Origin of the sequence: Pseudomonas sp. MAG002Y, assembly GCF_019400845.1 — a bacterium.
GTDB lineage: Bacteria > Pseudomonadota > Gammaproteobacteria > Pseudomonadales > Pseudomonadaceae > Chryseomonas > Chryseomonas luteola.
Map to the genome: position 1 here is coordinate 596866 of NZ_WOEJ01000001.1, position 25766 is coordinate 622631.

Below are 25766 nucleotides of genomic sequence, written 5' to 3' on the forward strand. Positions count from 1 at the left end.
AATAGGTTCTCGTCAGTAACTTAAACACGTCATGTCTTCTTACGCACTCGATCTCGATACGCTAGCAGCCTCCATCAAGGAATGGGGTCGCGAGCTGGGCTTTCAGCAGACCGGCATTACCGGTGTAGCGCTGGGCGACCACGAAGCGTACCTCGAGCGCTGGCTGGCCGCGGGCTATCACGGCGAGATGGACTATATGGCCGCACACGGGCAAAAACGTTCGCGCCCGGACGAACTGGTGCCAGGCACGCTACGGATCGTTTCGCTTCGCATGGATTATCTGCCGGGCGATACCGACATGGCGAAGCGACTGGCGGACCCTGCACACGCCTATATCTCTCGCTACGCCCTGGGCCGCGATTATCACAAACTGATTCGCAAACGGCTGCAACAGCTGGCCGAACGTATTCAAGCCACGATTGGCCCGTTCGGCTACCGTGCATTCGTCGACAGCGCCCCTGTGCTTGAGAAAGCGCTGGCGGAAAAGGCCGGCCTGGGCTGGATCGGCAAGAACACGCTGGTACTCAACCGCAAGGCAGGCAGTTATTTCTTTCTGGGAGAACTCTTTACCGACCTACCCTTACCTGTCGATGAGCCTCATCCCAGCAATCACTGTGGCCGGTGCAGCGCCTGCATGGATATCTGTCCGACACAGGCGTTCGTTGCCCCCTATATACTGGATGCGCGGCGCTGCATTTCCTACCTGACGATCGAGTTCAAGGGCTCGATTCCCGAGGAACTGCGCCCGTTGATCGGCAACCGGGTCTTTGGCTGCGATGACTGCCAGATTGTCTGCCCCTGGAACCGATTCGCCAAGCCCACCGCGCAACCGGACTTCCAGCCACGGCATAACCTGGACAACAGTGATCTGGTGACGCTATTTCGTTGGACGGAAGACGAATTTCTAAGTCGTACGGAGGGTTCGCCCTTGCGCCGGGCAGGCTACGAGCGCTGGCTGCGCAACCTGGCGGTGGCGCTGGGCAACGCGCCTACCAGCATTCCGGTGGTCGAAGCATTGAAGGCGCACCAGCAACACCCATCTCCACTTGTGCGCGAACATGTGGAGTGGGCGCTGGGGCGTCACGGCTATGCCTAGACCTTGATGAAGTGCTTGCGGTAGTAGCGCAGCTCCTCAATAGAGTCACGGATATCGTCCAGCGCCAGATGACTGCCGGTCTTCTTCACGCCATCACGGACATGAGGTGCCCACCGCGCCGCCAGCTCCTTGAGGGTTGAAACATCCAGGTTGCGATAGTGGAAATAGGCTTCCAGCTGCGGCATGTGCCGATAAAGAAAGCGGCGGTCCTGGCAAATGCTGTTTCCGCAAATAGGCGACTTGCGCGCCGGCACCCACTGCTCGAGGAAGGCCAGGGTCTGGCGCTCGGCCTCCGCCATGCTGATGGTGCTTTCGCGGACCCGCTGGGTCAGGCCTGACTGGCCGTGCTGACGTGTGTTCCACTCGTCCATGCCGTTCAGAATCTCGTCCGGCTGATGAATCGCGATGACCGGACCTTCGGCCAAGGTGTTCAGCTCACTGTCCGTCACGATGGTGGCCATTTCTATGATCACATCGTTATCCGGATCCAGGCCGGTCATTTCGAGGTCGATCCAGATCAGGTTCTGGTCATTCTGCATGGCAATACTCCTTAAGCAATGCAGGCAGTTTAGCGGAATAAATACAGCTCGGCTGGCCTTGCGCCACGCCGTCAGCGTTGCCAGATGAGAATTTTCGACTGGCGCCAGTCATTCAGCTCGATGACCTGCCGGGGAGGCACACCCGGAATCTCGAACGTGTTGCTGACAAACAGCGCACCCGGACGCATTTCGGCCTGCGCTTTTTTCCATAGGTCAGGCATTGGGGCGGGCGAGAGAAAACAGTAGACGACATCGTATTCAGCCAGATCGACTTTCCAGAGGCTCTGATAACGAATCCGACAGTTACGCCGCGGTAGGCAGCGCAGCCAGGAGAGCAGAAAACTCATCGGCGCGGTCTCGACGCCCGTAAAATGGCTCTTAGGGTGTAAACGCGACAGATAGACGAGCGTTCCGGCCAGACCGCTTCCCAGGTCGATGAAAGACACCTTGTCTGATCGTTCAGCTATCAGCTCACTGAGCTTTCGCTGTGTCTCATGCCCGGTCAGATAGAGCGGAACCCGTTCGGTCAGGCTGTTCCAGTTCAAGAGCAGAATAACGAAAAATCCTGCGAGAAAGACCCAACCGGGAATGGCATAACCGGCGAAGGCAACCAGGGCTGGTACGAAAGCCAGATTGATGAAGAGCCACCAGCGGTGCAGGCCCATCCACTGCCCAAGCGCTGCGGCCAGGACCCCTTGCAGGCACGCCGCACCGATCAACGGTGCGCGGTAATGGAGCGTAACCAGACCAACCTGTAGAACAATCCAGGTAACAAGCAGTGCAAGCACCTGCACCAGTAATGCAAGGATAGCGGGATATCGGCGGCGTAAGGTGTCGAGCATATGGCCAAGTCATAACAGCGGATAATGCTGTGCAGTCTAGCCAAGATCCGACCGCTGGACGATCTCTGCCCCGGCAGGCGAACCGCCTGTTAGACTTTATCTTTACTTCAGGTTTATCGAGCTACTTAATGGCCAAACGCCACCTCACTCGCCGGCAAAGCTGGCGTATTGAAAAGATTCAGACCGAACGTGCGGCTCGCGCCGAGCGCCGGGAGTCCCGGTTGATCGAAGAGCTTGAGGGTGGCGACCTGGGCCCGGAGTTGAAGGGTCGGATCATTGCCCACTTTGGTGTACAGGTAGAGGTGGAGGGCGAAGACGGCCAGCTCCAGCGCTGCCACTTGCGCGCCAACCTGCCAGCTCTGGTGACGGGAGACCGGGTAGTCTGGCGGGCGGGTAATCAGGGCATTGGCGTTATCGTCGCCCAACTGCCTCGAATTTCGGAGCTGTGCCGTCCCGACATGCGGGGTGTCCTGAAGCCAGTTGCGGCCAACGTCGATCGATTGATCATTGTATTTGCGCCGATTCCCGAGCCCCACAGCAACCTGATCGACCGCTATCTGGTCGCAGCCGAGCATGCCAGTATTCAGCCTATTCTACTGTTGAACAAGGCTGATCTGATCGATGAAAGTAATGCCGAGCGGATGGATAACCTGCTGGGCATCTACAACAACCTGGGCTACCCCTTGCTCGAAGTATCGGCGTTGAACGGCCTAAGCCTGGACAAGCTGAAAGAGACGCTCGATGGACACATCAGTGTTTTCGTAGGGCAGTCCGGTGTAGGCAAATCATCGCTGGTAAACGCCTTGTTGCCGGGCGTGGACACGCGTGTCGGGGCGTTGTCCGAGATAACCGGCAAAGGAACGCATACGACCACCACGGCTCGCCTGTTCCACTTCCCGGGCGGCGGCGATCTGATCGACTCACCCGGTATCCGCGAGTTCGGCCTGGGTCATGTAAGCCGTCAGGATGTGGAAGCCGGCTTTATCGAGTTCGCCGACCTTATCGGGCATTGCCGCTTCCGTGACTGTAAGCACGACCGGGAGCCGGGCTGTGCTTTTCTGGCGGCGCAGGAAGAGGGTCGAATTCACCCTCAACGCATGGCCAGTTACCGTCACATTATCGCCAGCCTGCCCGAACCTGAGTACTAGGTCCGGGCAGGCCCTCTTTACCGCTAGGGCTTAGGCGGCGGGCTCATTTGCAGCGCACCGTCGTCGAAGGCGTTGATTTCCTTCTTCAGGTCGATGCCCTTGAGCGGGTTGGCCAGATTACTCGTAGCCTTCACGCTGCCGGGGTTACCGGTCGAGGCACCCGTGTCGCTGCCTGTCGGAGCCTGGTCCGGAGTCGCGGCCGGCGGGGTATCGGCTTGGCCGCCATTGTCACCCTCGATGGCCTTCTGAGCCTTCTTGGTCAGAACAACAATGTCGATACGACGGTTGACCGGATCGAGCGGGTCCTTGCGATCGAACAGTGCCGACGAGGCATACCCTACTACACGGGCCACCTGGTTCTCTGGGTAACTACCTGCCACCAGCGCTCGACGGGCCGCATTGGCACGAGCAGCCGACAGTTCCCAGTTGCCGTAGTATCCCTTCCCTACGAACGGCTTGGCATCGGTGTGACCGCTGATGCTGATCTTGTTTGGAACTTCCCTGATCGTATCCGCCATGGCCAGCAGGATATTCTCGAAGTACATCTTCAGCTCAGCACTGCCCGAGTCGAACATCGGCCGATTTTCCGCATCGACGATCTGGATACGCAGGCCGTCCTGAGTGATCTCGAGCAGGATCTGGTCCTTGAAACGCTGCAGATCCGGGTTCTCGTTGATCTTGTTCTGCAATTCCTGCAGGAGCAGTTGCAGGCGCTCCTTGTCGATCTTCTCCGCGATGTTCTCGGCCTGCTGAGCATCAATGCCGCCCGCATCGGCTGGGCTCGGCTTGGTAGTCTGGTCGATCTGCTCCTCATCAGTGCTATCAGGTGAATCCGGCGTCTTGGGGACATTTTCCATCGTCGGGTTCAGCGTCTGATTGGGAGACGGTGTTGGCGTACCGCCAAGGTCGATCACATAAGGACTTCCGCTTTCCGTAAACCCGATCGGGTCCTGAAAGTAGCCTGAAATGGCGATCCGCTGCTCGGGAGTGGTCGAAATCAACAGCCACATCACCAGGAAGAACGCCATCAGGGCTGTCATGAAGTCGGCGAAGGCAATCTTCCAGGCGCCGCCATGGTGCCCGCCTTCAACTTTCTTGACGCGCTTTATGATAATGGGCTGGTTGTTATCCATGACGGCTTAACCTCACGCGCCGCGCATTGCTTGCTCAAGCTCGATGAAGCTTGGGCGATGGGCGGGATACAGGACTTTACGACCGAACTCGACAGCCACGGTTGGCGGCATGCCCGATGCGGAAGCAACCAGGGTGGCCTTGATAGATTCGAGAACGTTCAGTTCTTCCTTGGCGTCATGCTCGAGCGAGGCCGCCAAGGGTGCAAAGAAGCCGTAGGACGCCAGAATACCCAGGAACGTACCTACCAGGGCGGTACCTACGCTCGCACCAATCTTGATGGTGTCCCCTTCGGCCAACAGGCCCATGGTAATTACGATACCCAGTACCGCTGCCACAATACCCATGGCTGGCATACCATCGGCGATCTTGGCTACTGCATGAGAAGGATGCTCAAGGTCAGCCTTGGTGCTATTCAGCTCCATGTCGAACAACCCTTCCAACTCGTGCGGAGCCATATTGCCAGACGACATCAGACGCAGATAATCAGTGATGAAGGCTGTCATCCGTGCATCTTTGAGGATGGCTGGGTATTTGCTGAAGATCGGGCTTTCGTTAGGCTCTTCAATATCGCCCTCGATAGACATCATGCCCTCACGACGGCTCTTGTTGAGGATTTCGTAGAGCAGCTTGAGCACGTCCAGGTAGTACGCATGAGTGAAGCGATGACCAAACATGGACAAAGACTTCTTAAACACGATCTTGAAGGTGCTGCCCGAGTTGGCCTGTAAAAAGGCACCCAACGAAGCGCCACCAATCGTCAGCACTTCGTAAGGATGCACGAGAGCCATGATACTGCCGCCCGACAGCACGAAGCCTGCGAGTATGCTACCGATGACAACGATAATGCCGATGATCTTGACCATGATTTTCAAACACTTCTAGTTAAACAAGGGCCCACAAAGAGGCTGCTGATTTAGTTATCGGATAATCTGCGCCAGACTGTAGGTATTTCTGTAAGCCATTCATGCGAGCTCTCTATGTCCATTACTACCGCTCGTCCAAATACGCTCGACGCCTGGCTGAAAAGGCTGGAAAGCGTACGTTTATCCGTACCCCAGGAAGTCAAGGAAGATGTCCGCAGGGCTCTTGCCAATGGCAACAAGACCGTTCCTGAAATTGCCGAGGTGGCGCTTCAGTCACCGATCCTGTCGCTGGTGCTGCTAAGGGAGTCCAACCGAAGCCAGCTTGGCCGGGAGAATCCTGCGGTTTCGCTGGAAGTAGCCTTGAGCCGGCTCGGGCTGGGTCCCACTGAGTACCTGTTATCGGCACTTCCGTCGGAAGCTAAAGAGAAATACTCGCCAGCCCTTTCGCAGCTCCTTTTGATCAGCGAACACGCGATGGCACAGGCCAATGGCCTCTTCGGCAATACCCTGGCCCGCCTGCGCCAGGAGGTTCGTCTCTCTACGCTTCTGTTCCTGGCGCCCGTGTGGCCACTGGCTCAGGCTTATCCAGAACTCTGGGAAGAATGGGAGCAGCGGGTACTGGGCAATAACGAGCCGGCCATCACGGTCGAGCTGGAGCTGCTTGGCGTACCCCTTCTGGACCTGTGCCTGACCCTAGCCGAGCGCTGGAGCCTGCCCGCTTGGGTTGTAGACGGATATCGTCTGCTGGTGAAGGACCGTCGCCGCCTGGTCAAGGCGCTGCACATTGCCCACAACGATGCCCATCCTCTTCAGCAGCAACAGCGCCTGGATGAGGACTTGCCGCTACGTCGGTGGCTCACCCAGCCCGGCAACACAATTCTGTTGGCGAATGGCCTGACCGTGGCCGCCCACCAGAGCTGGAGCAACCCGCACATCCTCCGCTGGCAACGGCTGGTCGGCCTCTATATGCATGAGTCACTGGATCATATTCAGCAGGTCACCCATCAGGCCGCCGCGCAGCATGCTCGCCAACAGTTCATTCCAGGCCTTTGGCATCCGGCCGAAGCCCTGATCTGGCCCTGGGATGCAAGACGCCTGCACTCAAACAGGAAGGCCGCGCCTGACACCCAATCAGCCGCGGCCAATAACCAAACGACAGGCGATGGGCTGGACGCGTGGCGTCGGCATTGTGCGGAACTGGTAAAGACGCCCAGCCCCTTTACCAATGGCATCCAGCTGACGGCTTGCGCCAGGGATGCCTTGGCGGCAGCCAGCCTGCCACGCTTGATCCTGCTGACACCCGATGCGGACCAGACAGTGCTCATGGCTCAAGGTATTCATGGCTTGCCCGAAGCAGCCAAGGGGATTCAGCTGCCTATCAACAATCATCCCCTGCTGCGCAAGCTGATGAGCGATCCCGCCCAACTTCGCATTACTCCGGAGAACAGCGCGCAGTTTCGCCCTCACCTGCCTGGTAATCTGCAAGCCCTGTTTCCACACTCACACATGGTGCTGCGCTCGATGGGCAGCAAGGGCCGCGTCACGATGCTGGCTATTATTGACAACGGGGGCGAGCCGTTTTCCGAGCGTGACCAGCAGGCTATCAACAAAACCGTTACCTGCATTGAGCGTGGCGTGATGAATTACGCCCAACGGCTTACATGATCGCTACAATCGAACCCATGATTTCAGACCGGATGACCTGATATGTCCTTTACAGACCTGCCGCTCGTGATCGAGCCTGCCGACCTTGCCGCCCGCCTCGACACGCCGGAGCTGATTCTGGTCGATCTATCCAGCGCTGCGCATTATGCCGAGGGGCATGTGCTCGGCGCCCACTTCATTGCGCCCCAGCGTACACAATTGGGCAAACCTCCAGCGCCAGGGCTTCTCCCTGAAAAAGCCGACCTGGAAATGTTGTTCAGCGAACTGGGCCATGGCCCTGAGGCCGTTTATGTCGTGTATGACGACGAAGGCGGTGGCTGGGCAGGACGGTTCATCTGGTTGCTGGATGTGATCGGTCATCACCGCTACCATTACCTTAACGGCGGCCGTCATGCCTGGATCGAAGCGGGCCTGCCATTGACGCAGGATGTGCCACCGCCGGTGGATACGCCGGTTAACCTCACGCTGCATGATGAGCCTACTGCAACGCGTGAGTATCTGCAGAGCCGCTTGGGTGCGGAAGATCTGGCCATCTGGGATGCACGCGGGCCACAGGAATATCGAGGCGAAAAAGTCCTGGCAGCCAAGGGCGGGCATATCCCGGGCGCCATCAATTTCGAGTGGACGGCCGGCATGGACCCGGCACGTAGCCTGCGTATCCGCAGCGATATGGCCGAAACACTTAATGCCTTGGGGATCACGCCCGACAAGGAAGTGATTACCCATTGCCAGACGCACCACCGCTCGGGATTTACCTATCTGGTCGCCAAGGCGCTGGGCTACCCTCGAATCAAGGGTTATGCCGGCTCCTGGGGAGAATGGGGAAATCATCCGGATACACCGGTCGAACGCTGATAGCGGGTTTCCAGCGGCGAGCCGAATGGCTGTACAATAAAACGAGATCCGGGTCACAGCAATCTGATCCAGCCTTTTCTGTTTTGCCTTGTCTGGCCTCGCCCGCGGGTTCACGCTTCATATATTGCCGCTCAAGGACACACCATGAATTTGAAAGACCGCCTGTTCATTCTTAGCCAGCACGTACTGCCCCATCACTTCCTGTCACGGTTGATTGGCGGCTTCGCCGAATGCCGGATGCCCTGGTTCAAGAATGCCCTGACGGCATGGTTTGCCCGTCGCTACGACGTGGATATGCGCCAGGCTCAGGTCGAAGACCTGACGGCATACGAAAACTTCAATGCATTCTTTACCCGCAGCTTAAAGCCAGATGCACGTCCGCTACCGGAAGATCCGACAGCCATTGTCAGCCCGAGCGACGGCGAAGTCAGCCAGATCGGCCAGGTCGAGCATGGCCGTATTTTTCAGGCCAAGGGGCATAGCTACAGTCTGCTGGAGCTTGTAGGTGGTGATGCCCAACGGGCTGCACCGTTCATGGGTGGATCGTTCGCGACGATCTACTTATCGCCCAAGGACTATCACCGCGTACACATGCCTATTGCCGGCACGCTGAAAGAGATGGTGTATGTACCCGGGCGAATCTTTTCGGTCAATCACCTGACCGCCGAGAACGTTCCGGAATTGTTTGCCCGCAATGAGCGTGTCGTGTGCATCTTCGATACCGAACGCGGTCCGATGGCCATGATTCTGGTCGGCGCCATGATCGTGGCCAGTATCGAGACCGTTTGGGCCGGTATGGTGACACCACCTAAACGCATGTTGAAAACAACACGTTACGACGAAGCGGCACGTGCGCCCATTCATCTGGAAAAAGGTGAAGAAATGGGCCGTTTCAAGCTGGGCTCCACGGTTATCGTCCTGTTTGGTCCTGATCAAGTGAACTGGGCTCAGGAGCTAGGCGCCTTCAGCACGGTCAATATGGGACAGCAGATTGGCTCGCCCAAGGTCGCCGAGGTTATCGAGCCTCTGTTGGGAGACGTCTGACACCTGCGACACAGGGACGCTAGCCCGATACCGCTGGCGTCCAGTAGTTGAATATTGGGGATAATGACTGTTATCGCCGCTCAGTCTGGAGAACCGACAGTCAATGGATAGTAAAGGCCCTCAGCAGTTGCTGCGGGTACCGACGCCCATGCAGCGGAGCCTTACGTTCTGCGAAGCCAGCCCTGCCGGATTGAAACGCTGGCTGGACCAATTGCCGCGAGCAAAGCTCGGGGAAGTGGCGCGTCTGTTGTACCAGGGGATGCTGGAAATCAACCAGCTGATCCAGCCGAACGATCAACGTCTGCGCATGCTTGAGTTGTTGCGACCGGAAGTGAACCGGACGTGTGTCATGCTCGAACGCCATGTTCTTGACCAGCCTATTGTGCTGGACGAGCGCTCACGCAAGGTAGCCAACCTGTGTCAGGCGCTACAGAACCATATGGCGGCAGGCTACAAGTTGGTGGTGGTCGACGAACTCAATACGCCCTCGCGTGATCGGGCCAGCCTGTTGCCATTGGCCCTACAGCGCGCCATGAAAGGCCTTTACGGCCCGCTGATTCGCGCAGCCCAATTGTATACCCCAGCAGCCGATCATCTCTGGCTGGAGCTGCATCAGCTCTTCCAGATCGCCCTGCGTCTCAACCTGCAGGGCCAGCGTGTACGGGACGACCTACTGACGCGCCCTGACGGCCAGAGTTTGCAAGAGGCCTATGCTGTCCCGCTGCTATTTGGGGCAGCGCGGTGTAACCAGATGCGCCAGCGTCAGATTGCCCAGCTGGTCGAGTACCTCGATCAATGGGCAAATCTCGTGCAGATAAAACCCGCTGACCAGCCAGGCGTACTGTTTGTAGTCGCACCTCAGATCGATGCGCCGCCACGTTACCGAACCCTCCTCAAGGAGGCCAGCCTGAGCGGCCTGCTAGGCCTGTCAACACAGGTATTGGTCAGCCAGATTTCTGATTATCTGGCATTGCCGCCGGAGGAGCGCAGCCGTGCACGCCTGCCAGTGCAGCCGGATATCAGCACGGACCTGCTGCAACACCTGCGCGCGGCATGGGGCCAGGAATCCGACCGGGCCTTTCAGCGCACCCCTGGTCAAGGACGCCTGGAGATCTGCATTGGCATGAGTGCGCTGCACTATCACCTTTCGGGTCGCGTAGCCTTTGCCCAGACGCTCAACCTGCCGGAACCGCCCAAGTCCAAGCCGGACTTTGCCCCGGCCGAGAAGACGTCGGATGTATGGTCACTGGCCTTCGATGCCGAGCACAATTCAAGCCTGGACGCGCATGAGGAAATCCACTACGACACGCCTGTGGATGTGAAAAGCGAACAGATTGAGCTGGATAAAACCTACCCCCTCTTCTCGCTGCCCATCGTCAATCACAGCCCGGGCGGCTATTGCGTCAGTTGGCCTGGGGAAGTGCCGGACCAATTGCAAGCGGGTGAAGTGCTGGGGCTGCGCGGCCTGAACGAGAACAGCTGGGGTATTGCAGTCATTCGCTGGATACGGCAGGTCCCTGGCAGCGGCACCCAGATGGGCGTTGAGCTGTTGGCGCCTACGGCTCGCCCCTGTGGATTGCAGCTGCTTCGCAAGACCGAGCAACACAGCCAATATCTGAGAGGCCTGCTGCTTCCAGAAATCAAGGCCATAGACCAGTCTCCCTCTCTCGTTGCCCCGCGTCTGCCCTTCCAGGAAGGCAGCAAGATTCAGATCAATCAGAAGGGAGTCGAGCAACAAGGCATGCTGACAAGGCGTCAAAATGCTACCGTTAGCTTCAGCGTCTTCGAATATCGTCTGCTGGAGCAGGCGCGACCGACGCCAGAAACACCCAGGCCGGGAAGCCAGGGACCGTCCTCCAACACAGAGGACGATTTTGACTCCTTATGGAAGTCTCTGTAGATTCCAGCCTCTTCGATTATTAACCGCTTTAACTGTCCGGGTTCATACGTAGACCTATGGCTATCGAAAAGAAGACCATCCGCCTGCTCATTGTTGAGGAGTCACAGAATGAAGCCGAGCGACTGGTAAGTCTGTTTCGAAATGCGGGCTGCGCAACCCGGGCACAGTGCGTCACAGAGCCGGACGAGCTGGCCGCTGCACTTCAGCAGAGTTGGGACCTGCTCATTGCGGCGCCCAACTGTGAAGAGCTTTCTCCTCACGAGGCGCTCAAGACCATCAAGCGCCAGGCCAAGGATATTCCGGTTATCCAGCTGGTCGACCCTGAAGAGCCCGACGCGATTACCCAGGCGTTACTGAATGGGGCTCAGGATGCCGTTCCGCTGGGTGAAGACGAACGACTCGTGCTCGTATCCCGGCGCGAGATTGGCAATCTGGAAGTGCGGCGTGCCTATCGCACTGCCGAACTAGCCCTGCATGAGGCAGAAAAGCGATGCCAATTGCTTTTGCAAAGCTCCGAAGATGCCATCGCCTATGTCCATGACGGGATGCATGTTCATGCCAATCCCATTTACCTGCAGCTCTTCGGGTATACGGATGTGGAAGAACTGGAAGGGATGCCGGTCATTGATCTGGTGGCAAGCGATGATCAGCAGGCGTTTCGCGATTTTCTCAAGCAATACTCCAACGATCCCGAAGCCAACGGCACAGCCCGATTCCTCTGCCAGGGCTTGCGCGCTGATGGCTCTACCTTCACGGCGGACATGAGCTTCTCTCCAGCCACCTACGAAGATGAGCCCTGCATTCAGGTTGTCATCCGTGACGGCAACGAGAACGATGCCGAGCTGGAAGAAAAATTGCGGGAAGCTACCAGCGTAGACCCTGTCACTGGCCTGCTGAATCGCACCCGGCTTGTAGAGGCGCTGGAAGCGGAAATGGAGAAAGTGGTCCAGCACGGTCAGACAGCCAGCTTCGCCTACCTGCAGCTGGACCGGTACGCGGCCATCCTCGCTGAAATCGGCATTTCCGACATTGATGCGCTGCTGGCCGCCCTGGCCAACCAGCTGAAAGAGCACTTCGCACCGCCAGCACTGCTTGCACGGTTCAGCGACGATGCATTTGCCGTCCTGGTTCAGGGCAGCACTGCCGAGCAGCTTGAAAGCCGCCTGAAACCACTGCTCCGTCAAGCGGTGTCACAGCCTATCGAAATCAACAAGCGGGCCTTGCAACCCTCCTATTCCATTGGCTTGACGGCTCTTGATGAGCAGACCGTCAATGCGCACGAAATCATGGACCGCGCTCACCGCTGCGCCCTGGCGATTGCTAAACAGGGCGGTAATGCCATCAAACGATACGACCCGGCAGAAGAACTGGCCGCAGCAGCCAGCCGAGGCAGCCTGATTGCCATTGTGCAACAGGCGCTGGAACAGAGCCGTTTCCGCCTGCTCTTCCAGCCACTCATCAGCCTGCGTGGTGACAGCCGCGAGCACTATGAAGTGCTGCTCCGCCTGAACAATACTCAGAACGAAGAAGTACCGCCGGCCGAGTTCTTCCGGGTAGCGGAAGAAAGCGGACTAAGTGCAAAGATAGACCGATGGGTAATCCATAACGCCATCAAGGTATTGGTCGACCACCGCGCCCGTGGGCACGATACCTGCCTGTTCATTCACCTGTCCGCCGCCTCGCTACAGGACGCAAGACTCCTGCTCTGGCTGCAGGCGGCCTTGCAGGCCGCTCGCTTACCGTCTGAATCCCTGATATTCCAAATTAGCGAGGCCAATGCTCTGGCTCACCTCAACCAGACCAAGATCATGGCCAACGGCCTGAAAAAGCTGGGGCATCGCGTCACTCTGGGTCAATTCGGCTGTGCATTGGCGCCGTTCAATATTCTCAAGCAGGTTCCAATCGATTTCCTCAAGGTAGACGGCTCGTTTGTCCGCGACCTGGGCAATCCGGAAAACCAGGAAACGCTGAAAAACCTCATTAGCGGCATTCAGGAACACAAAAAGCTGTGCATCGTGCCGTTCGTTGAAAACGCCACGATCCTCGCAACGCTCTGGCAGTCCGGTGTGAATTACATCCAGGGTTACTACCTGCAGGAACCCAGCCAGGCAATGAACTATGAATTCGTCGCGGACGAATAAGCGACAGACATGAAAAAGCCGGCAATAGCCGGCTTTTCTTTCAGCGCCTGATCAAAGCATGTGGTCTCGGTCTCTGACACCCAGCAGATACAGCACGCCATCCAAACCCAGTGTTGTAATTGACTGGCGCGCCGACTGACGCACAAGCGGCTTGGCGCGAAAGGCAACGCCCAACCCGGCCAGACCCAGCATAGGCAAGTCGTTTGCCCCATCCCCTACGGCAATGGTCTGTTCAAGGCTCAGCCCTTCCTTCATGGCCAGTTCACGCAGCAGATCGGCCTTGCGCTGCGCGTCCACAATGGGCTCTACCGCCACACCGGTCACCTTGCCGTCCACTGTTTCCAACTCGTTGGCATAGACATAATCGATGCCCAGCCGAGCCTGGATCTGGCGGGCAAAGTAAGTAAAACCGCCGGACAGGATGGCGGTCTTGTATCCCAATCGCTTGAGCTCGGAAAACAGTCGCTCGGCGCCCTCGGTCAGGCGCAGCCCTGCACCGATGTCTTCGAGTACTGTTTCAGGCAGGCCGTTGAGCAGGGCGAGTCGCTCCTTGAAGCTGGCCCTGAAATCGAGCTCACCGCGCATGGCTCGCTCGGTAATGGCGGCAACCCGCTCTCCGATACCAGCGGCCTTGGCCAGCTCATCAATGACTTCCGCCTGGATCAATGTTGAATCCATATCGAATACGGCCAGTCGCCGATGGCGGCGGAACAGCGTGTCAGCCTGAAATCCGATATCCATCTCAAGGTTCTGGGTCGCAGCGAAAAAGGCAGCCTTGAGCCCCTCCAGATCCTGCGGCTCACCCGCCAGCGTGAATTCCAGCGCAGCACGCTCCCTGGCGTCAGGTGCCGACAGCCGCTCGATACGCTCAATGGTCATACCGTGGGACTCGACAAGTTCGCTCACATGTTGAACCTGGTGGGCGTCCAGCTGGCGTCCCATGAGCGTCAGGATATGGCGAGGAGCCAACTCGTTGGTCTGCCACGCGGCATAAGCCTCTGCATCCAGAGCAGCCAGGTGCACTCTGGCCCCCACGGCCGCAGCGCGTAGTTCGAGCGCTTCACCCAAGGCAGCGGCATCAGCGCCTTCGGGCAACTTGATGAGCAACGCAAGTGTTACGGCCCCCTGCACACGACTCTGACGAATATCCAGCAACGCTGCGCCTGACTCGGCCACTACGCTCGTCAATGCAGCACTCAAGCCGGGTCCGGCATACCCGGTGCTGGTAATGAGAAGAATGTCTCGCAAGGCGCAGCCTCCACCAAGGGGTCAAAAACACGATTCTACCTGTTTCCGAAAACGGTGCAGAACCACCCATACGCAGACGAGTGGTTGACGGACTCGGTTAGTACGCTTTAACGACCTCTGGTCGCTGGTTATACTTCGCCCCACATTTTTGCCCAAAGAATTCACCAGTGACCCGGCACGCGACCGTCAAGCCCGACAATTTCTTCGTTCTGCTGTTTCGTGCAATGCGCCAGCGCCGTGTTCCTATCGCGCTCCGCATTGTTTCCCATAGCCTTATTCTCGTCATCGCCGCCCTGGTGATCTATGCCGTTGTCGTGGCCTTGCAGTTCCGGCATGCCATGCAGCAGCAGGCCGATGCCGTAGGTCAGACGCTGGTTACCCAGACGGCCGCCTCAGCGACGGAGCTGCTGGTATCCAACGATACGCTGAGCCTCAACGTGCTCTTGGGCAATCTGGCGCGTAATCCGCTGGTTGCCCACGCGGCAGTGTTCAGCCCGGATAATCGTGTACTGGCCGAAGCAGGCACCCGCCCGACGCGCAATCTTCTGGGCGAGGCGGAAGGCATCTACTCCACATCAATCAAGTTTCAAGACGTGACCACTGGCCAGCTGCGTATCAGTCTGGACATGAATCAGTTCCAGCAACCCATGGTGATCAGCCTGCAAAACATGGGATTGTTGGCGCTTATCCTGTTGATGCTGACCCTGATTCTCAGCCTTCGCCTGGGCCGCAACATTTCCACGCCCCTGCTGGAGCTGCGCGTCTGGCTGCGTGACCCGGATGATCCGGCTCCCAGCGTTGGTCGTCAGGATGAAATTGGTGACTTGGCGCGTCAGCTCCAGGCGCGGTTGGTCCCGGAAAAACCCAAACCGACACCGGTTAAACCGTCCAAGAAAGCCAAGGCAGCAGCTCCGGTAGAAGGCGACGAGGACAACCCGTTCCTCGATGAAAGCGCCGGTATCAAGGTTCGCTCCACCTCACCACGCAAGGCTGCCGCAGCCGCCAAGAAACCGGCCAAAGCACCGGTGACTACCGAAGACGGTGACGACGAGTTCGACGAAGACGCCTTTGCCGATGTCATGCCGGACGAGGCAGAAAACGAAGTTGTAGAGACAGCGGCAGCCGCCGAGCCCGTTACACCGGCCATGGCGTCAGAACCCGACATCGTTTCCAGCGCGGTACTGGCGATCCAGCTCGGGTCTCAAGAACAGTTACGCAAGCTGCCCCGTGCGCGCCTGGTCAGTCTTCTGGAGCGTTACAGGGATTGCCTGGAGCAGGCCACCTCGCTGTACAAGGGTGAACTGCATAGCCTCATCGATGGCGGCAGCCTGATCCTTTTCCACGAAACCCAGGGCGAAGATGATTATCTGACTCATGCCTTGTGCTGCGGTGAAATCATGCGAGCGCTGGGCCATGCCCTTCAGGTCGAAGTAGCCGACAGCGGGATCACGCTGCAGCTGCAGCTGGGTCTGACGCAGGGCGAACGTCTGGTGAACCTGAAGCTGCCCGAGCTGCTCAATAACGATACGGTCCGGAACGCTATCGCACTCAGTCGGCACAGTCGCAACCTGCTCCTGGTCGAGCGCAGCATCGCCGATGATGAACTGCTGCGCCAGCGTGCCCGAATCCGCTCTATTGCGAGTCCAGAAGGTGCCAGCTGTGTCGAACGCCTGCTTGAACCCTATTCGTCTACCCTTGAACGCCATCTGGTTCGTCTCGAATCCCGTTAAAGCCGGCACACGCCGGCTGGCGGCCCGCATCCATCAGGGCCGTTCCCTCTGGATGGTAAGGCCGCCCTATCGGGCGACCCGAGCGCTTCTTCCCCTGGGGCTCGCCATGAGCCTTGTAATTCTTCCCGCCCCTTTCGCTCAGGCAGCCGAGATCCGTCTGCCGGATGGCTCGGTCTACCACGGCGATGTGGAGCGCGGACGCCTACAAGGTGAGGGGCGCCTCGACTGGGCCAATGGCAACTGGCTGCGGGCCTCCTTCAGAGACGGCCTGGCCGAAGGCCTGGGCGAGCGTTTTTTTGTGGATGGCACCCGCTATCGAGGCCGCTTTCACCATGGCCTCTATGAGGGCCAAGGGCAGCTGACCTCCCCCAGCGGACGTTACGAAGGCTCCTTCCACCGGGGGATGTACCATGGCAAAGGGGTCTTGGAGTCCAATGACGGCTGGCGTTACGAAGGTGATTTCTTCGAGGGCCGCATGCAGGGCCGCGGCGCGCGGACTGAAAGCGACGGCAGTCAATATAACGGCATTTTCACGGATGGCCGCCTGAACGGCAGAGGTCAATGGGTCGATCAGGAAGGCAATCTGTACGAAGGCAACTTTGTTGACAGTGCTTTCTCCGGCCAGGGTCGCTATCAAAGCGTAGATGGTAATGTCTGGGAAGGGTCCTTCCAGAAAGGGGAAATGACCGGCCAAGGCAAGTACCACGGCAGCGATGGCAGCCGTTACAGCGGCAGCTTCAAAAGCTGGCAGTACCATGGGCTGGGGCAATATACCGAGGCAGACGGCAGCGTGTATATCGGTGACTTCCTGAACGGCCAGTTCGATGGCAATGGCACCTACACCCATGCCGATGGTCGCCGCGAAAGCGGGCTCTGGAGCGAAGGCCAGTTCATCCGCAGCGATGACGGTGTTTACCAACCTGACCCCATGGAAGTTGCGCTACTGGAACAAGGCGAGCGCCTGGGTCAGGAACTCAATAACGTCCGTCCCTCTACGGCCAGTACCGAGCTTTACGGTATTACTCTAGCAGGCGATGGCGATCAGCGCGTGTTTCAACGTGAAGCCGATTATGTCGCCAAGCTGATGGTCAATCGTTTCAATGCCCGTAGCGTGGTTCGCCTGATCAATCAGCGTGATCTTAAAAGCGTAACCCCACTGGCAACGCGGGAAAATCTTCATCGCGCCATTGCCACCCTGGCCGAGCGCTCAGGGCCTGAGGATTTGATCTTTGTCTACCTCACCAGCCATGGCTCCTCCGACCATCGTTTATCCTTGAGCGAGCCGGGTCTGCAACTGGCCAGCTTGCCAGCCATTGAGTTTGCGTCCCTGCTTGAGCCGCTGAAGAACCGCGACAAGATCGTTGTCGTTTCAGCCTGCTACAGCGGCGGCTTCCTTCCCCCGTTGCAAGATGACCATACCATGGTCATTACCGCCTCACGTGCGGACCGGACGTCTTTTGGCTGCACGGACGAAGCGGACTTCACTTATTTTGGGAAGGCCTTGTTTGCAGAAGCCTTCCAGGCAACAGACGATCCCGAGCAGGCATTTTCGATCGCCAGCAAGCGTGTCGCCGAGCGCGAGGCGGTACAAGGGTTCGAGCCATCGGAGCCGCAGATCTGGGCGCCGCCTGCTGTTCTGAAAAAATGGCAGGCCTATCGCGCCGAATCAACCAGCCACGTTGCAGAGCAATGAGCCTTTCGCTCTGAAATGTTGTCCGATGGGATAAGGGCGGGCATTACAACGAAGCGGACCGGGCAGAAGCGCGGGCCGCCTACCTGCTCCGCCAGTCATGCTCATCGAAAGGAGCTTTGCGATGCACCTGACTCCGCAACATGTCCTGATTACAGGCGCCACGGGGCTTACCGGCGAACACCTACTGGATCGCCTGCTGAATGAGCCAACTATTCAACGTGTCCTAGCGCCCACCCGCCGACCACTTCCTGCTCATCCACGCCTGGAAAACCCGGTCGGCGAATTGCTGGATGTGCTGCCTCAGCTCACCGGCCCGCTGGATACGGCCTTTTGCTGCCTGGGCACCACGATCAAGAAAGCCGGCTCACAGGAAGCCTTTCGCGCCATTGATTATGACCTGCCCATCGCTGTCGGACGTCGCGCACGCGAACTGGGTGCCAGACACTTCGTGGTTATCAGTGCCATTGGTGCTGATGCTTCCTCTTCGATCTTTTACAACCGGGTAAAAGGTGAGCTTGAAGAGGCACTACAGGATCAAGGCTGGCCGCAGATCACCTTTGCACGCCCCTCGCTGTTGCTCGGCCCCCGTAACGAGCAGCGATTGGGCGAACAGATTGCCGCCCCGCTCTCCCAGCTGCTGCCTGGCAAGTGGCATGGCATTGAGGTCTGCGTGTTGGCACGAGCACTCTGGCGACTCGCGCTGGAGGAAGGCGACGGTGTTCGTTTTGTCGAGTCGGACGAGTTACGCCGGCTGGGGCGTTGACGCACTGGCCAGGGCCTCCTCAACCAGCCAGTCATGCAGTGAACGTACACGTGGATCAGCTAGAGCACCTTGCGCATAAAGCAGGACATAACGCTTGCGCGCCGGTACGGACACCCCGAAGGGAATAACCAACGCACCCCGCTCCAGCTCGTTAGTGATCAAATGGCGCCGCGCGATGGCAACCCCCATGCCGGCAATAGCCGCCTCGATAGTCAGGTGATTGCGATTGAACGTATGACCTCGCCTGACATCCAGTGCAGGGGCGCCAATGGACGCCAGGTAAAACTCCCACTCGGCATACTCATAACTGCCGCGCCAGGCGGTGATGTCATGCAGCAATGGGTAATGATCCAGCGCCTCGGGACGATCAAGTGGCGGGCGCCCCTCCAACAGCGAAGGAGCACACACCGGAAATATCTGCTCGTCCAGCAACGACGTGGATGCAAGACCAGGATAACTACCGTCATTAAGATCAATGGCAAGGTCAAACTCGCCCTCGCGCAGTGACCATGAACTGTCCTCAGCAACGACCCGAAGCTGGATATCCGGAAAGCGAGCCTGCAGCTTGGGTAGCCGCGGCATGACCCATTTGCCGAGAAAGGAAGGAATCGAGCGTAGCCGGAGCACGCCGCCAAACTGACCGGCATTCAGCCGCCGCAGCTCTGCATCCACAAGCCCGGAAGCCTGATTGACTGTTGAGGCCAGCCGTTGCCCCTCCGCCGTCAGCTCCAGCCCTCGGGCCATTCGGTGAAACAGCTTGAACCCCAACCGCTCTTCCAGCTGTCGCATCTGCTGGCTAATGGCGCCTGGCGTTACGTGCAACTCCTCGGCGCAGCGGGTAAAGGACAGGTGGCGTGCCGCACAGGCAAATACTTGAAGCCAGGCTTGCGTTTGCGCGTTCAGGATCCGGCTCATGGGTTTAGCTCTACTAAAGGGTCGCTTAGAACGTATCGATTGTGCAGGGAGGCCGCTTTTCCCATGATGATCCTCAGACTGTTACGTACGTTACGGTCACCATTGAACCTCATATCCAGGACTTCAGCATGGCCATCAGCGTATTCGACCTGTTTAAAATCGGCGTGGGTCCTTCCAGCTCTCACACGGTAGGCCCCATGCGAGCCGGTGCATTATTCGTCTCCACCTTACGTGAGCAACAATGCCTGGAGCAGACTCGCCGGGTAGAAGTACGCCTGTATGGCTCCCTGTCCGCAACAGGTGTCGGGCACGGGACCGACCGTGCAACGTTGATGGGGTTGATGGGAGAGTGGCCAGACCGGGTTGATCCCGACCGGGTCGAGCCCTGCATCCAGACGCTCAAGCTTGAAAACACGCTTATGCTCGGGGGTAGCCATCCTATCGAGTTCGTCTGGACCCGAGACCTGCATCTGCTCCATGAGAACCTGCCTTACCATCCCAATGCAATGACCATCACCGCATTTGGCGAGACCGGAGAGCTGTTCGAGGAGACTTATTATTCCGTGGGCGGCGGTTTTGTTATCGACAGCCAGCAGGCGGCCAGCGGTCAGCGTGATCAGGATACCACTACCCTGCCCTATGACTTCTCCAGCGCAGCGGAGCTGCTCCGTTTATGCCGCGAGCATGGGTTGTCCATCTCCGCCCTTATGCTTGCCAATGAAAAAGCCTGGCGCAGCGAGGATGACATTCGCGCAAACCTTTTACATATCTGGCAGACCATGCGCGAATGTATCCGGAATGGGCTGGCTCACGAAGGTGTACTGCCGGGCGGCCTTAAAGTCCCACGTCGCGCTGCTCGCCTACACCGTAGCCTGCGGGCGATGACCAACCCGAGCGTTATCAGCTCGACGCTTTCAGCCATGGAGTGGGTCAACCTGTTCGCCTTGGCGGTCAACGAGGAAAATGCCGCAGGAGGTCGCATGGTAACGGCGCCTACCAACGGCGCAGCAGGCATCATTCCTGCGGTACTGATGTACTACATGAAATTCAACCCGGATGCTAACGATGAAGATGTTGTGCGCTATCTGCTGGCCGCAGCCGCAGTAGGTATTCTGTGTAAAAAGAATGCCTCGATCTCGGGCGCCGAGGTGGGGTGTCAGGGCGAAGTGGGCTCGGCCTGTGCCATGGCCGCCGCCGGACTAGCCGAGCTGCTGGGCGCGACGCCAGAACAGGTGGAAAATGCTGCGGAAATCGGCCTTGAGCATAACCTGGGCCTGACATGCGACCCGGTGGGAGGACTGGTTCAGGTGCCCTGTATCGAGCGCAATGCCATTGCCGCCGTGAAAGCCATCAATGCCGCCCAGATGGCGCTACGCGGTGACGGAGAACATTTCATCTCGCTGGATCGAGTCATTCGTACCATGCGTGATACCGGTGCCGACATGCAGGACAAATACAAGGAAACCTCTCGGGGCGGGCTCGCTGTCAGCATGGTTGAATGCTGATCAAGGGTTGACGCACGCGCCCGGCTTTTCAAGAATCCAGGCTCTACCGAATGGGAGCCCCTCATGAGCCTGGATTCAGTCCGCGACTTTTTCACGACCCACGCCCCGGATATTCACATCATTGAGCTTGAAACCAGCACCGCAACCGTTGCCTTGGCGGCCGAAGCACATGGCGTCGAGCCGGGGCGAATTGCCAAAACGCTTGGACTGAAGATTGGTGAGCTTGAGGTGCTGCTCGTGGCACGAGGCGATGCACGACTGGACAATAAAAAGCTCAAGGCTACGTTTGGCGGCAAAGCCAAGATGCTGGATGGCGAGCGCGTGCAGCTGCTGACCAGCCATCCGGTAGGCGGCGTTTGCCCATTCGGACTGGCAACGCCCATGCCGGTATATTGCGATTGCTCGCTCAAGGCTTTTGATGAGGTCCTGCCGGCAGCTGGCGCAATCCACAGCGCCGTGCGCATTACCCCGCAACGGCTGGCCGAACTGGTCGAGGCCCAATGGGTGGATGTCTGCCAGGAACCGACCGAGTAGCTGGCAGACATTGGCGCTACATCAGACGACGCTGACCGACTGGGATGCCAATAGTGCTTCCTCCTCACGGTAACGCACGATCTCCTCAATGGTCAGCACCGGTATCCCGTGCTGCTGCGCGTAGTGCTCGACATCAGTACCACGCGCCATGCTGCCATCAGGGTTCATCAGTTCGCACAATACGGCCGCCGGACGTAGCCCTGCCAGCATGGCCAGCTCTACCGAGCCCTCGGTATGACCGCGCCGAGTCAGCACCCCACCTTCACGCGCGCGCAAGGGAAAGATATGCCCGGGGCTGACGATTCGGCTCCGACCTTCGCAGGAGTCCAGCGCGGCCCGAATAGTGATCATCCGATCAGCAGCCGAAACACCGGTAGTCACACCTTCCGCCGCCTCGATGGAAACTGTAAACCCTGTTCCATGACGTGCCTGGTTATTCTTGACCATGGGTGGCAGGTCCAGGCACCGCACACTGGCATCATCCAGGCACAGGCAGACAATACCGCTGCCATCCCGGATCATCTTTACCATCGTGCTCAAGGTGAGGTTTTCGGCAGCGGCTACCAGATCAGCTTCGTTTTCGCGGTCGGCATCATCCAGCAGAAGCACTGGACGCCCCTCGCGGTAGGCTGCTACAGCAGCATGCAGGCGGGAATGGCGTTGTGGGTCGAGCATAGGCATGAAACGTCCTCGTTGGAGTGAGTGAACGTTTCAGGGCAAAAAGCGCAGACGCTACTTATGCCAGGCGGCATAGGCAGACAAACGCATCTTCTTTCATCCGGACTATGACCGTCGGCCCTGGAATCACACCAGGTCTGCTGACCTCCGACGTATCGGAGCGCTCGCGGGCTTGCCACCATGTGGTTTACCGCCGGTGGGGAATCTCACCCCGCCCTGAAGACCCGACCGACTATAACGAAGTGAAGCCGCCTTCGCCAATGCCTGGGGCAGCTCAACTGCCTCCGCGAACGTTCAGCCCGATACCCAACACCTTTGCCAGGGCAAGGGGGAATAACACTGTGTCCACCAGCAGACTGCCCGGCAGATCGAGCCTGGGATAGGCGGGAGCCTCTACGCCAAAGCGCTCCGTTGGACAGCAGCCCCCTTGAATGGCATACCAGTCCAGCCGGGTTCCCGAGTAAACGATCGGAGCGCCCGGCTTGCTGGCGTTGAGCGTACTGACGCTGGCGCAGCCACTCAGCACAAGCACCAGGCACGCACAGAGGAACTTACTCATCGCTCACCAGATGATGCTCGCCCCACCGGGGCAGCATGTCTTGGGGAATACTCAATGTATTAAGAATCCGGGCCACGACAAAGTCGATCAGATCATCCACCGTTTGCGGCTGGTGATAGAACCCTGGCGCAGCCGGAAGAATCGTCGCGCCCAGGTTGGACAGCTTGAGCATGTTTTCCAGATGAATACTGGAGAACGGTGATTCCCTAGGCACTAGAACCAAGGTGCGCCGCTCCTTGATGGCCACATCGGCAGCGCGCTCGATCAGGTTATTGCAGGCACCTGTTGCAATGGCGGACAGCGTACCGGTCGAGCATGGGCAAACCACCATGGCTGCCGGCGCACTGGAACCTGACGCCGGGGGCGCCATCCAGTCGCTCTGGCCAAAGACTCGAATCTGCCCGGGCGCAGCACCAGTGTATTCCGTCAAAAATGCCTGCATGGCCTGAGGTTTGGCCGGTAGCGCCACATCGGTCTCAGTGGCCATGACCAGCTGTGCAGCCTTGGAGATCAGGAAGTGAACCTCACGCTCCTCCTGCACCAGACAGTCAAGCAGCCGTAATCCGTATTGAGCGCCAGAAGCGCCGGTCATTGCCAGGGTGATACGTTCCGGTCCGCTCATGCAGGGCCTCCTTCACGCAACGCAGCAGCCAGCTTGCCGTGCAGACCACCAAACCCGCCGTTACTCATGATGACTACATGGGTCCTGCCTTTCGCCGCCTCTTTAACGCGCGCGATAATGGCCTCAAGCGAGTCGCAAACAACCGCCGGGACAGGGCAATTCGCTGCTGTCTCGGCCAGATCCCACCCCAGGTTCGGCGGCGCATACCAGATAACAGAGTCGGCCTGTCGAACACTGTCCGGCAGGCCGTCACGGTGGGCGCCCAACTTCATCGAGTTGGACCGTGGCTCGATGACTGCAATGATGGATTCCTCCCCTACACGTGCTCGCAATCCCTGAAGCGTAGTGGCAATGGCCGTGGGATGATGGGCGAAGTCATCATAGATCGTGACGCCGTTGATTTCGGCAACCGTTTCCATTCGGCGCTTGACGCTCTTGAATGCATTTAACGCCTCGATCCCTTGAGGCGGCACGACGCCTACATGCCGCGCGGCGGCCAATGTGGCTAGAGCATTGGCCACGTTATGCTGGCCGGTCAGACTCCACTCAACCGTTCCCTGTGTCTTCCCATCGAAGATTACCTCAAACCGCGAGCCGTCCTCATGGAGCAAGCGGGCCTGCCACTGCCCGCCCTCTCCTGTCGTCTGAACCGGCGTCCAGCACCCCATCGTCAGGACATGAGACAGCGCTTTTTCAGCAGTTGGATGAATGATGAGTCCTTCACTTGGAATCGTACGCACCAGATGATGAAACTGCCGCTCGATCGCTGCCAGATCAGGAAAGATATCGGCATGATCGAACTCGAGATTATTCAGGATAGCGGTGCGCGGTCGATAATGGACGAACTTGGAGCGCTTATCGAAAAAGGCGCTATCGTACTCGTCAGCCTCTACGACAAAGAAAGGCGTTCCGCCCAGCCGGGCGGATATCCCAAAATTTTGGGGTACACCGCCAATCAAGAAGCCCGGGCTCATGCCTGCATGCTCCAGCACCCAGGCTAGCATGCTCGTGGTGGAGGTCTTACCGTGGGTACCCGCTACAGCCAGAACCCAGCGTCCCTGCAATACATGATCTGCCAGCCATTGCGGTCCGGATACATAGGGCAACCCCTTGTTCAGGACATGCTCCACAGCCGGATTACCCCGGGAGAGTGCATTGCCGATCACGACCAGATCCGGTGCCGGCTCAAGGTGGGCAGGCTCGTATCCCTGCATCAGCTCGATACCCTGTGCCTCCAGCTGCGTACTCATGGGCGGATAGACATTGGCATCGGAACCGGTCACTCGATGACCCAACTCCTTGGCCAGCACGGCCAGAGAGCCCATGAACGTCCCGCAGATGCCGAGAATGTGGATATGCATGAATAACCCCTGACAAGCGAGGCCCTGGCAGCCCCATTGAAAACGAGCCGAAGGTTAGCACAGCGCCGTCAGGACTCTATGGGTTCATCCGCCTCGTGAATCACGAAATTCCATCTGATCCCAGCCGAGCTCCGGCCTTGAAAGAGAAGAAAGCAGATATCCGTGCGGTAGATCGCAAATCCCACCCTACCGTTTACCCTAATGGCTACTCGCGACCTAGAGCCTTCGCCCTATAATGGAGCTTCGACCCGCTGCCATAGATAGGCTGTACATGGACTTTAACCCGATCGATCTGATCCTCCACCTCGACGTTTACCTGGAAATGCTGGTCAGCAACTATGGGTCATGGATCTATTTCATCCTGTTCCTGGTCATTTTTTGCGAAACGGGCTTGGTAGTCATGCCCTTCCTGCCCGGTGACTCATTGCTGTTCATTGCTGGTGCCATTTGCGCAACAGGCGGCATGGACCCCTGGCTTCTGGGTAGTCTTCTTGCCTTTGCGGCCGTTGCCGGTGACAGTACAAACTATGTCATTGGCCGAACCCTGGGTGAAAAGCTTTTCTCGCGACCAAACTCCAAGATATTCCGTCGTGACTATCTGGAGCGCACCCAGGCGTTCTATGCCCTGCATGGCGGCAAGACCATTACCCTGGCGCGATTCCTGCCCATCATCCGAACGTTCGCGCCATTCGTGGCGGGCATCGGTCGCATGCACTATCTCCGTTTTCTGGGCTTCAGCGTCTTGGGCACGTTCCTCTGGGTAGGCGGTCTGGTTACCCTGGGTTACTTCTTTGGCAATGTGCCGTTCATCAAGCAGCACCTGTCCATGCTGGTTATCGCCATCATTGCCATCTCGCTGCTGCCCATGGTCATCAGCATGGTCAGCCGTCGCCTGCGGCCGAGCCCCAGCCGTAGCGAAATCGGCTAACGC

General features: G+C 58.4%; 23 protein-coding genes and 1 riboswitch. Of the genes, 13 read left to right on the forward strand and 10 right to left on the reverse strand.

Annotated elements, in window-relative coordinates; all coding sequences use genetic code 11:
• The first annotated feature begins 31 nt into the window (after positions 1-31).
• Positions 32-1096: a tRNA epoxyqueuosine(34) reductase QueG gene (gene queG, locus GM154_RS02700; protein WP_219650881.1), complete on the forward strand. Its 1065-nt coding sequence runs from the start codon at positions 32-34 to the stop codon at positions 1094-1096.
• On the opposite strand, the gene orn is transcribed toward queG, so the two are convergent.
• Both orn and GM154_RS02710 read right to left on the reverse strand, forming a co-directional pair.
• Positions 1093-1635 carry an oligoribonuclease gene (orn, locus tag GM154_RS02705; RefSeq protein ID WP_010796914.1) on the reverse strand — a complete coding sequence of 181 codons (543 nt, stop codon included), beginning with the start codon at positions 1633-1635 and terminating at the stop codon, positions 1093-1095. The genes queG and orn overlap by 4 nt on opposite strands.
• A 71-nt stretch (positions 1636-1706) precedes the next feature.
• Entirely contained in the window at positions 1707-2477 is a 771-nt protein-coding gene (locus tag GM154_RS02710; protein ID WP_073449590.1) for a trans-aconitate methyltransferase, read from the reverse strand.
• A 128-nt stretch (positions 2478-2605) separates the two neighbouring features.
• On the opposite strand from GM154_RS02710, the gene rsgA reads away from it, so the two are divergent.
• Positions 2606-3625: a small ribosomal subunit biogenesis GTPase RsgA gene (rsgA, locus tag GM154_RS02715; protein ID WP_219650884.1), complete on the forward strand. Its 1020-nt coding sequence runs from the start codon at positions 2606-2608 to the stop codon at positions 3623-3625.
• A 23-nt stretch (positions 3626-3648) separates the two neighbouring features.
• On the opposite strand, the gene motB is transcribed toward rsgA, so the two are convergent.
• A complete protein-coding gene (gene motB / locus GM154_RS02720; RefSeq protein ID WP_219650886.1) occupies positions 3649-4758 on the reverse strand; it encodes a flagellar motor protein MotB in 1110 nt (369 codons plus the stop codon).
• Between the two features lie 12 nt (positions 4759-4770).
• Positions 4771-5622, reverse strand: a complete 852-nt coding sequence (motA, locus tag GM154_RS02725; protein WP_010796910.1) for a flagellar motor stator protein MotA — start codon at positions 5620-5622, stop codon at positions 4771-4773.
• 114 nt (positions 5623-5736) lie between these two features.
• On the opposite strand from motA, the gene GM154_RS02730 reads away from it, so the two are divergent.
• From GM154_RS02730 to GM154_RS02750, 5 genes are all read left to right on the forward strand, one after another.
• A complete protein-coding gene (locus GM154_RS02730; protein ID WP_219650887.1) occupies positions 5737-7287 on the forward strand; it encodes an HDOD domain-containing protein in 1551 nt (516 codons plus the stop codon).
• 42 nt (positions 7288-7329) lie between these two features.
• Positions 7330-8142, forward strand: coding sequence for a thiosulfate sulfurtransferase (rhdA, locus tag GM154_RS02735; protein ID WP_219650888.1), 813 nt, complete (start codon positions 7330-7332; stop codon positions 8140-8142).
• Positions 8143-8286: 144 nt separating this feature from the next.
• Entirely contained in the window at positions 8287-9186 is a 900-nt protein-coding gene (gene asd / locus GM154_RS02740; protein ID WP_372238863.1) for an archaetidylserine decarboxylase, read from the forward strand.
• Positions 9187-9289: 103 nt separating this feature from the next.
• Positions 9290-11086, forward strand: coding sequence for a molecular chaperone (locus GM154_RS02745; protein ID WP_219650889.1), 1797 nt, complete (start codon positions 9290-9292; stop codon positions 11084-11086).
• Between the two features lie 56 nt (positions 11087-11142).
• On the forward strand, positions 11143-13227 hold the full coding sequence (locus tag GM154_RS02750; protein ID WP_219650890.1) for an EAL domain-containing protein: 2085 nt from the start codon (positions 11143-11145) through the stop codon (positions 13225-13227).
• A gap of 51 nt (positions 13228-13278) precedes the next feature.
• Here GM154_RS02750 and serB read toward each other — a convergent pair whose 3' ends face one another.
• On the reverse strand, positions 13279-14475 hold the full coding sequence (gene serB / locus GM154_RS02755) for a phosphoserine phosphatase SerB (RefSeq protein ID WP_219650891.1): 1197 nt from the start codon (positions 14473-14475) through the stop codon (positions 13279-13281).
• Between the two features lie 167 nt (positions 14476-14642).
• Between serB and GM154_RS02760 the strand changes: the two genes are divergently transcribed.
• The 3 genes from GM154_RS02760 to GM154_RS02770 all read left to right on the forward strand — a co-directional run bounded on the left by GM154_RS02760 (position 14643) and on the right by GM154_RS02770 (position 18661).
• Positions 14643-16205, forward strand: coding sequence for a histidine kinase (locus GM154_RS02760; RefSeq protein ID WP_219650892.1), 1563 nt, complete (start codon positions 14643-14645; stop codon positions 16203-16205).
• A complete protein-coding gene (locus GM154_RS02765; protein WP_308460586.1) occupies positions 16135-17898 on the forward strand; it encodes a C13 family peptidase in 1764 nt (587 codons plus the stop codon). The genes GM154_RS02760 and GM154_RS02765 overlap by 71 nt, the downstream gene beginning before the upstream one ends.
• A gap of 121 nt (positions 17899-18019) precedes the next feature.
• The gene (locus tag GM154_RS02770) at positions 18020-18661 is read left to right on the forward strand and encodes an oxidoreductase (RefSeq protein WP_074823364.1); all 642 of its coding nucleotides are present in this window, start codon (positions 18020-18022) and stop codon (positions 18659-18661) included.
• On the opposite strand, the gene GM154_RS02775 is transcribed toward GM154_RS02770, so the two are convergent.
• Positions 18641-19576, reverse strand: a complete 936-nt coding sequence (locus GM154_RS02775) for a LysR substrate-binding domain-containing protein (RefSeq protein ID WP_010796900.1) — start codon at positions 19574-19576, stop codon at positions 18641-18643. The two genes, GM154_RS02770 and GM154_RS02775, sit on opposite strands and share 21 nt — an antisense overlap.
• 128 nt (positions 19577-19704) lie before the next feature.
• On the opposite strand from GM154_RS02775, the gene GM154_RS02780 reads away from it, so the two are divergent.
• Together GM154_RS02780 and GM154_RS02785 are read left to right on the forward strand one after the other, a co-directional pair.
• Positions 19705-21081 (forward strand): L-serine ammonia-lyase, encoded by a 1377-nt coding sequence (locus GM154_RS02780; RefSeq protein ID WP_010796899.1) that lies wholly within the window; start codon positions 19705-19707, stop codon positions 21079-21081.
• 63 nt (positions 21082-21144) lie between these two features.
• Positions 21145-21615 carry a YbaK/EbsC family protein gene (locus GM154_RS02785; RefSeq protein ID WP_010796898.1) on the forward strand — a complete coding sequence of 157 codons (471 nt, stop codon included), beginning with the start codon at positions 21145-21147 and terminating at the stop codon, positions 21613-21615.
• A 21-nt stretch (positions 21616-21636) separates the two neighbouring features.
• Here GM154_RS02785 and ribB read toward each other — a convergent pair whose 3' ends face one another.
• The 4 genes from ribB to mpl all read right to left on the reverse strand — a co-directional run bounded on the left by ribB (position 21637) and on the right by mpl (position 24835).
• Positions 21637-22296: a 3,4-dihydroxy-2-butanone-4-phosphate synthase gene (ribB, locus tag GM154_RS02790; RefSeq protein WP_374940296.1), complete on the reverse strand. Its 660-nt coding sequence runs from the start codon at positions 22294-22296 to the stop codon at positions 21637-21639.
• An 81-nt stretch (positions 22297-22377) separates the two neighbouring features.
• Positions 22378-22521, reverse strand: a riboswitch (FMN riboswitch).
• A gap of 46 nt (positions 22522-22567) precedes the next feature.
• The gene (locus GM154_RS02795; RefSeq protein ID WP_219650893.1) at positions 22568-22852 is read right to left on the reverse strand and encodes a YceK/YidQ family lipoprotein; all 285 of its coding nucleotides are present in this window, start codon (positions 22850-22852) and stop codon (positions 22568-22570) included.
• On the reverse strand, positions 22845-23474 hold the full coding sequence (gene ubiX, locus GM154_RS02800; protein WP_010796895.1) for a flavin prenyltransferase UbiX: 630 nt from the start codon (positions 23472-23474) through the stop codon (positions 22845-22847). The genes GM154_RS02795 and ubiX overlap by 8 nt, the downstream gene beginning before the upstream one ends.
• Complete coding sequence (mpl, locus tag GM154_RS02805; protein ID WP_219650895.1) at positions 23471-24835, reverse strand: UDP-N-acetylmuramate:L-alanyl-gamma-D-glutamyl-meso-diaminopimelate ligase; 1365 nt, start codon at positions 24833-24835, stop codon at positions 23471-23473. Before mpl ends, ubiX begins: the two co-directional genes overlap by 4 nt.
• A 271-nt stretch (positions 24836-25106) precedes the next feature.
• On the opposite strand from mpl, the gene GM154_RS02810 reads away from it, so the two are divergent.
• A complete protein-coding gene (locus GM154_RS02810; RefSeq protein ID WP_010796893.1) occupies positions 25107-25763 on the forward strand; it encodes a DedA family protein in 657 nt (218 codons plus the stop codon).
• Positions 25764-25766 lie beyond the last annotated feature (3 nt).

Bases quoted from the DNA above. Each gene is read 5' to 3' on its own strand.
- GM154_RS02775 (WP_010796900.1), bottom strand. From the start codon at position 19,576: ATGAGCCGGATCCTGAACGCGCAAACGCAAGCCTGGCTTCAAGTATTT.
- GM154_RS02745 (WP_219650889.1), top strand. From the start codon at position 9,290: ATGGATAGTAAAGGCCCTCAGCAGTTGCTGCGGGTACCGACGCCCATG.
- GM154_RS02730 (WP_219650887.1), top strand. From the start codon at position 5,737: ATGTCCATTACTACCGCTCGTCCAAATACGCTCGACGCCTGGCTGAAA.
- GM154_RS02810 (WP_010796893.1), top strand. From the start codon at position 25,107: ATGGACTTTAACCCGATCGATCTGATCCTCCACCTCGACGTTTACCTG.
- GM154_RS02750 (WP_219650890.1), top strand. From the start codon at position 11,143: ATGGCTATCGAAAAGAAGACCATCCGCCTGCTCATTGTTGAGGAGTCA.
- rsgA (WP_219650884.1), top strand. From the start codon at position 2,606: ATGGCCAAACGCCACCTCACTCGCCGGCAAAGCTGGCGTATTGAAAAG.
- ribB (WP_374940296.1), bottom strand. From the start codon at position 22,296: ATGCCTATGCTCGACCCACAACGCCATTCCCGCCTGCATGCTGCTGTA.
- ubiX (WP_010796895.1), bottom strand. From the start codon at position 23,474: ATGAGCGGACCGGAACGTATCACCCTGGCAATGACCGGCGCTTCTGGC.
- motA (WP_010796910.1), bottom strand. From the start codon at position 5,622: ATGGTCAAGATCATCGGCATTATCGTTGTCATCGGTAGCATACTCGCA.
- queG (WP_219650881.1), top strand. From the start codon at position 32: ATGTCTTCTTACGCACTCGATCTCGATACGCTAGCAGCCTCCATCAAG.
- orn (WP_010796914.1), bottom strand. From the start codon at position 1,635: ATGCAGAATGACCAGAACCTGATCTGGATCGACCTCGAAATGACCGGC.
- asd (WP_372238863.1), top strand. From the start codon at position 8,287: ATGAATTTGAAAGACCGCCTGTTCATTCTTAGCCAGCACGTACTGCCC.
- GM154_RS02785 (WP_010796898.1), top strand. From the start codon at position 21,145: ATGAGCCTGGATTCAGTCCGCGACTTTTTCACGACCCACGCCCCGGAT.
- GM154_RS02710 (WP_073449590.1), bottom strand. From the start codon at position 2,477: ATGCTCGACACCTTACGCCGCCGATATCCCGCTATCCTTGCATTACTG.
- motB (WP_219650886.1), bottom strand. From the start codon at position 4,758: ATGGATAACAACCAGCCCATTATCATAAAGCGCGTCAAGAAAGTTGAA.
- rhdA (WP_219650888.1), top strand. From the start codon at position 7,330: ATGTCCTTTACAGACCTGCCGCTCGTGATCGAGCCTGCCGACCTTGCC.
- GM154_RS02770 (WP_074823364.1), top strand. From the start codon at position 18,020: ATGCACCTGACTCCGCAACATGTCCTGATTACAGGCGCCACGGGGCTT.
- GM154_RS02795 (WP_219650893.1), bottom strand. From the start codon at position 22,852: ATGAGTAAGTTCCTCTGTGCGTGCCTGGTGCTTGTGCTGAGTGGCTGC.
- mpl (WP_219650895.1), bottom strand. From the start codon at position 24,835: ATGCATATCCACATTCTCGGCATCTGCGGGACGTTCATGGGCTCTCTG.
- GM154_RS02780 (WP_010796899.1), top strand. From the start codon at position 19,705: ATGGCCATCAGCGTATTCGACCTGTTTAAAATCGGCGTGGGTCCTTCC.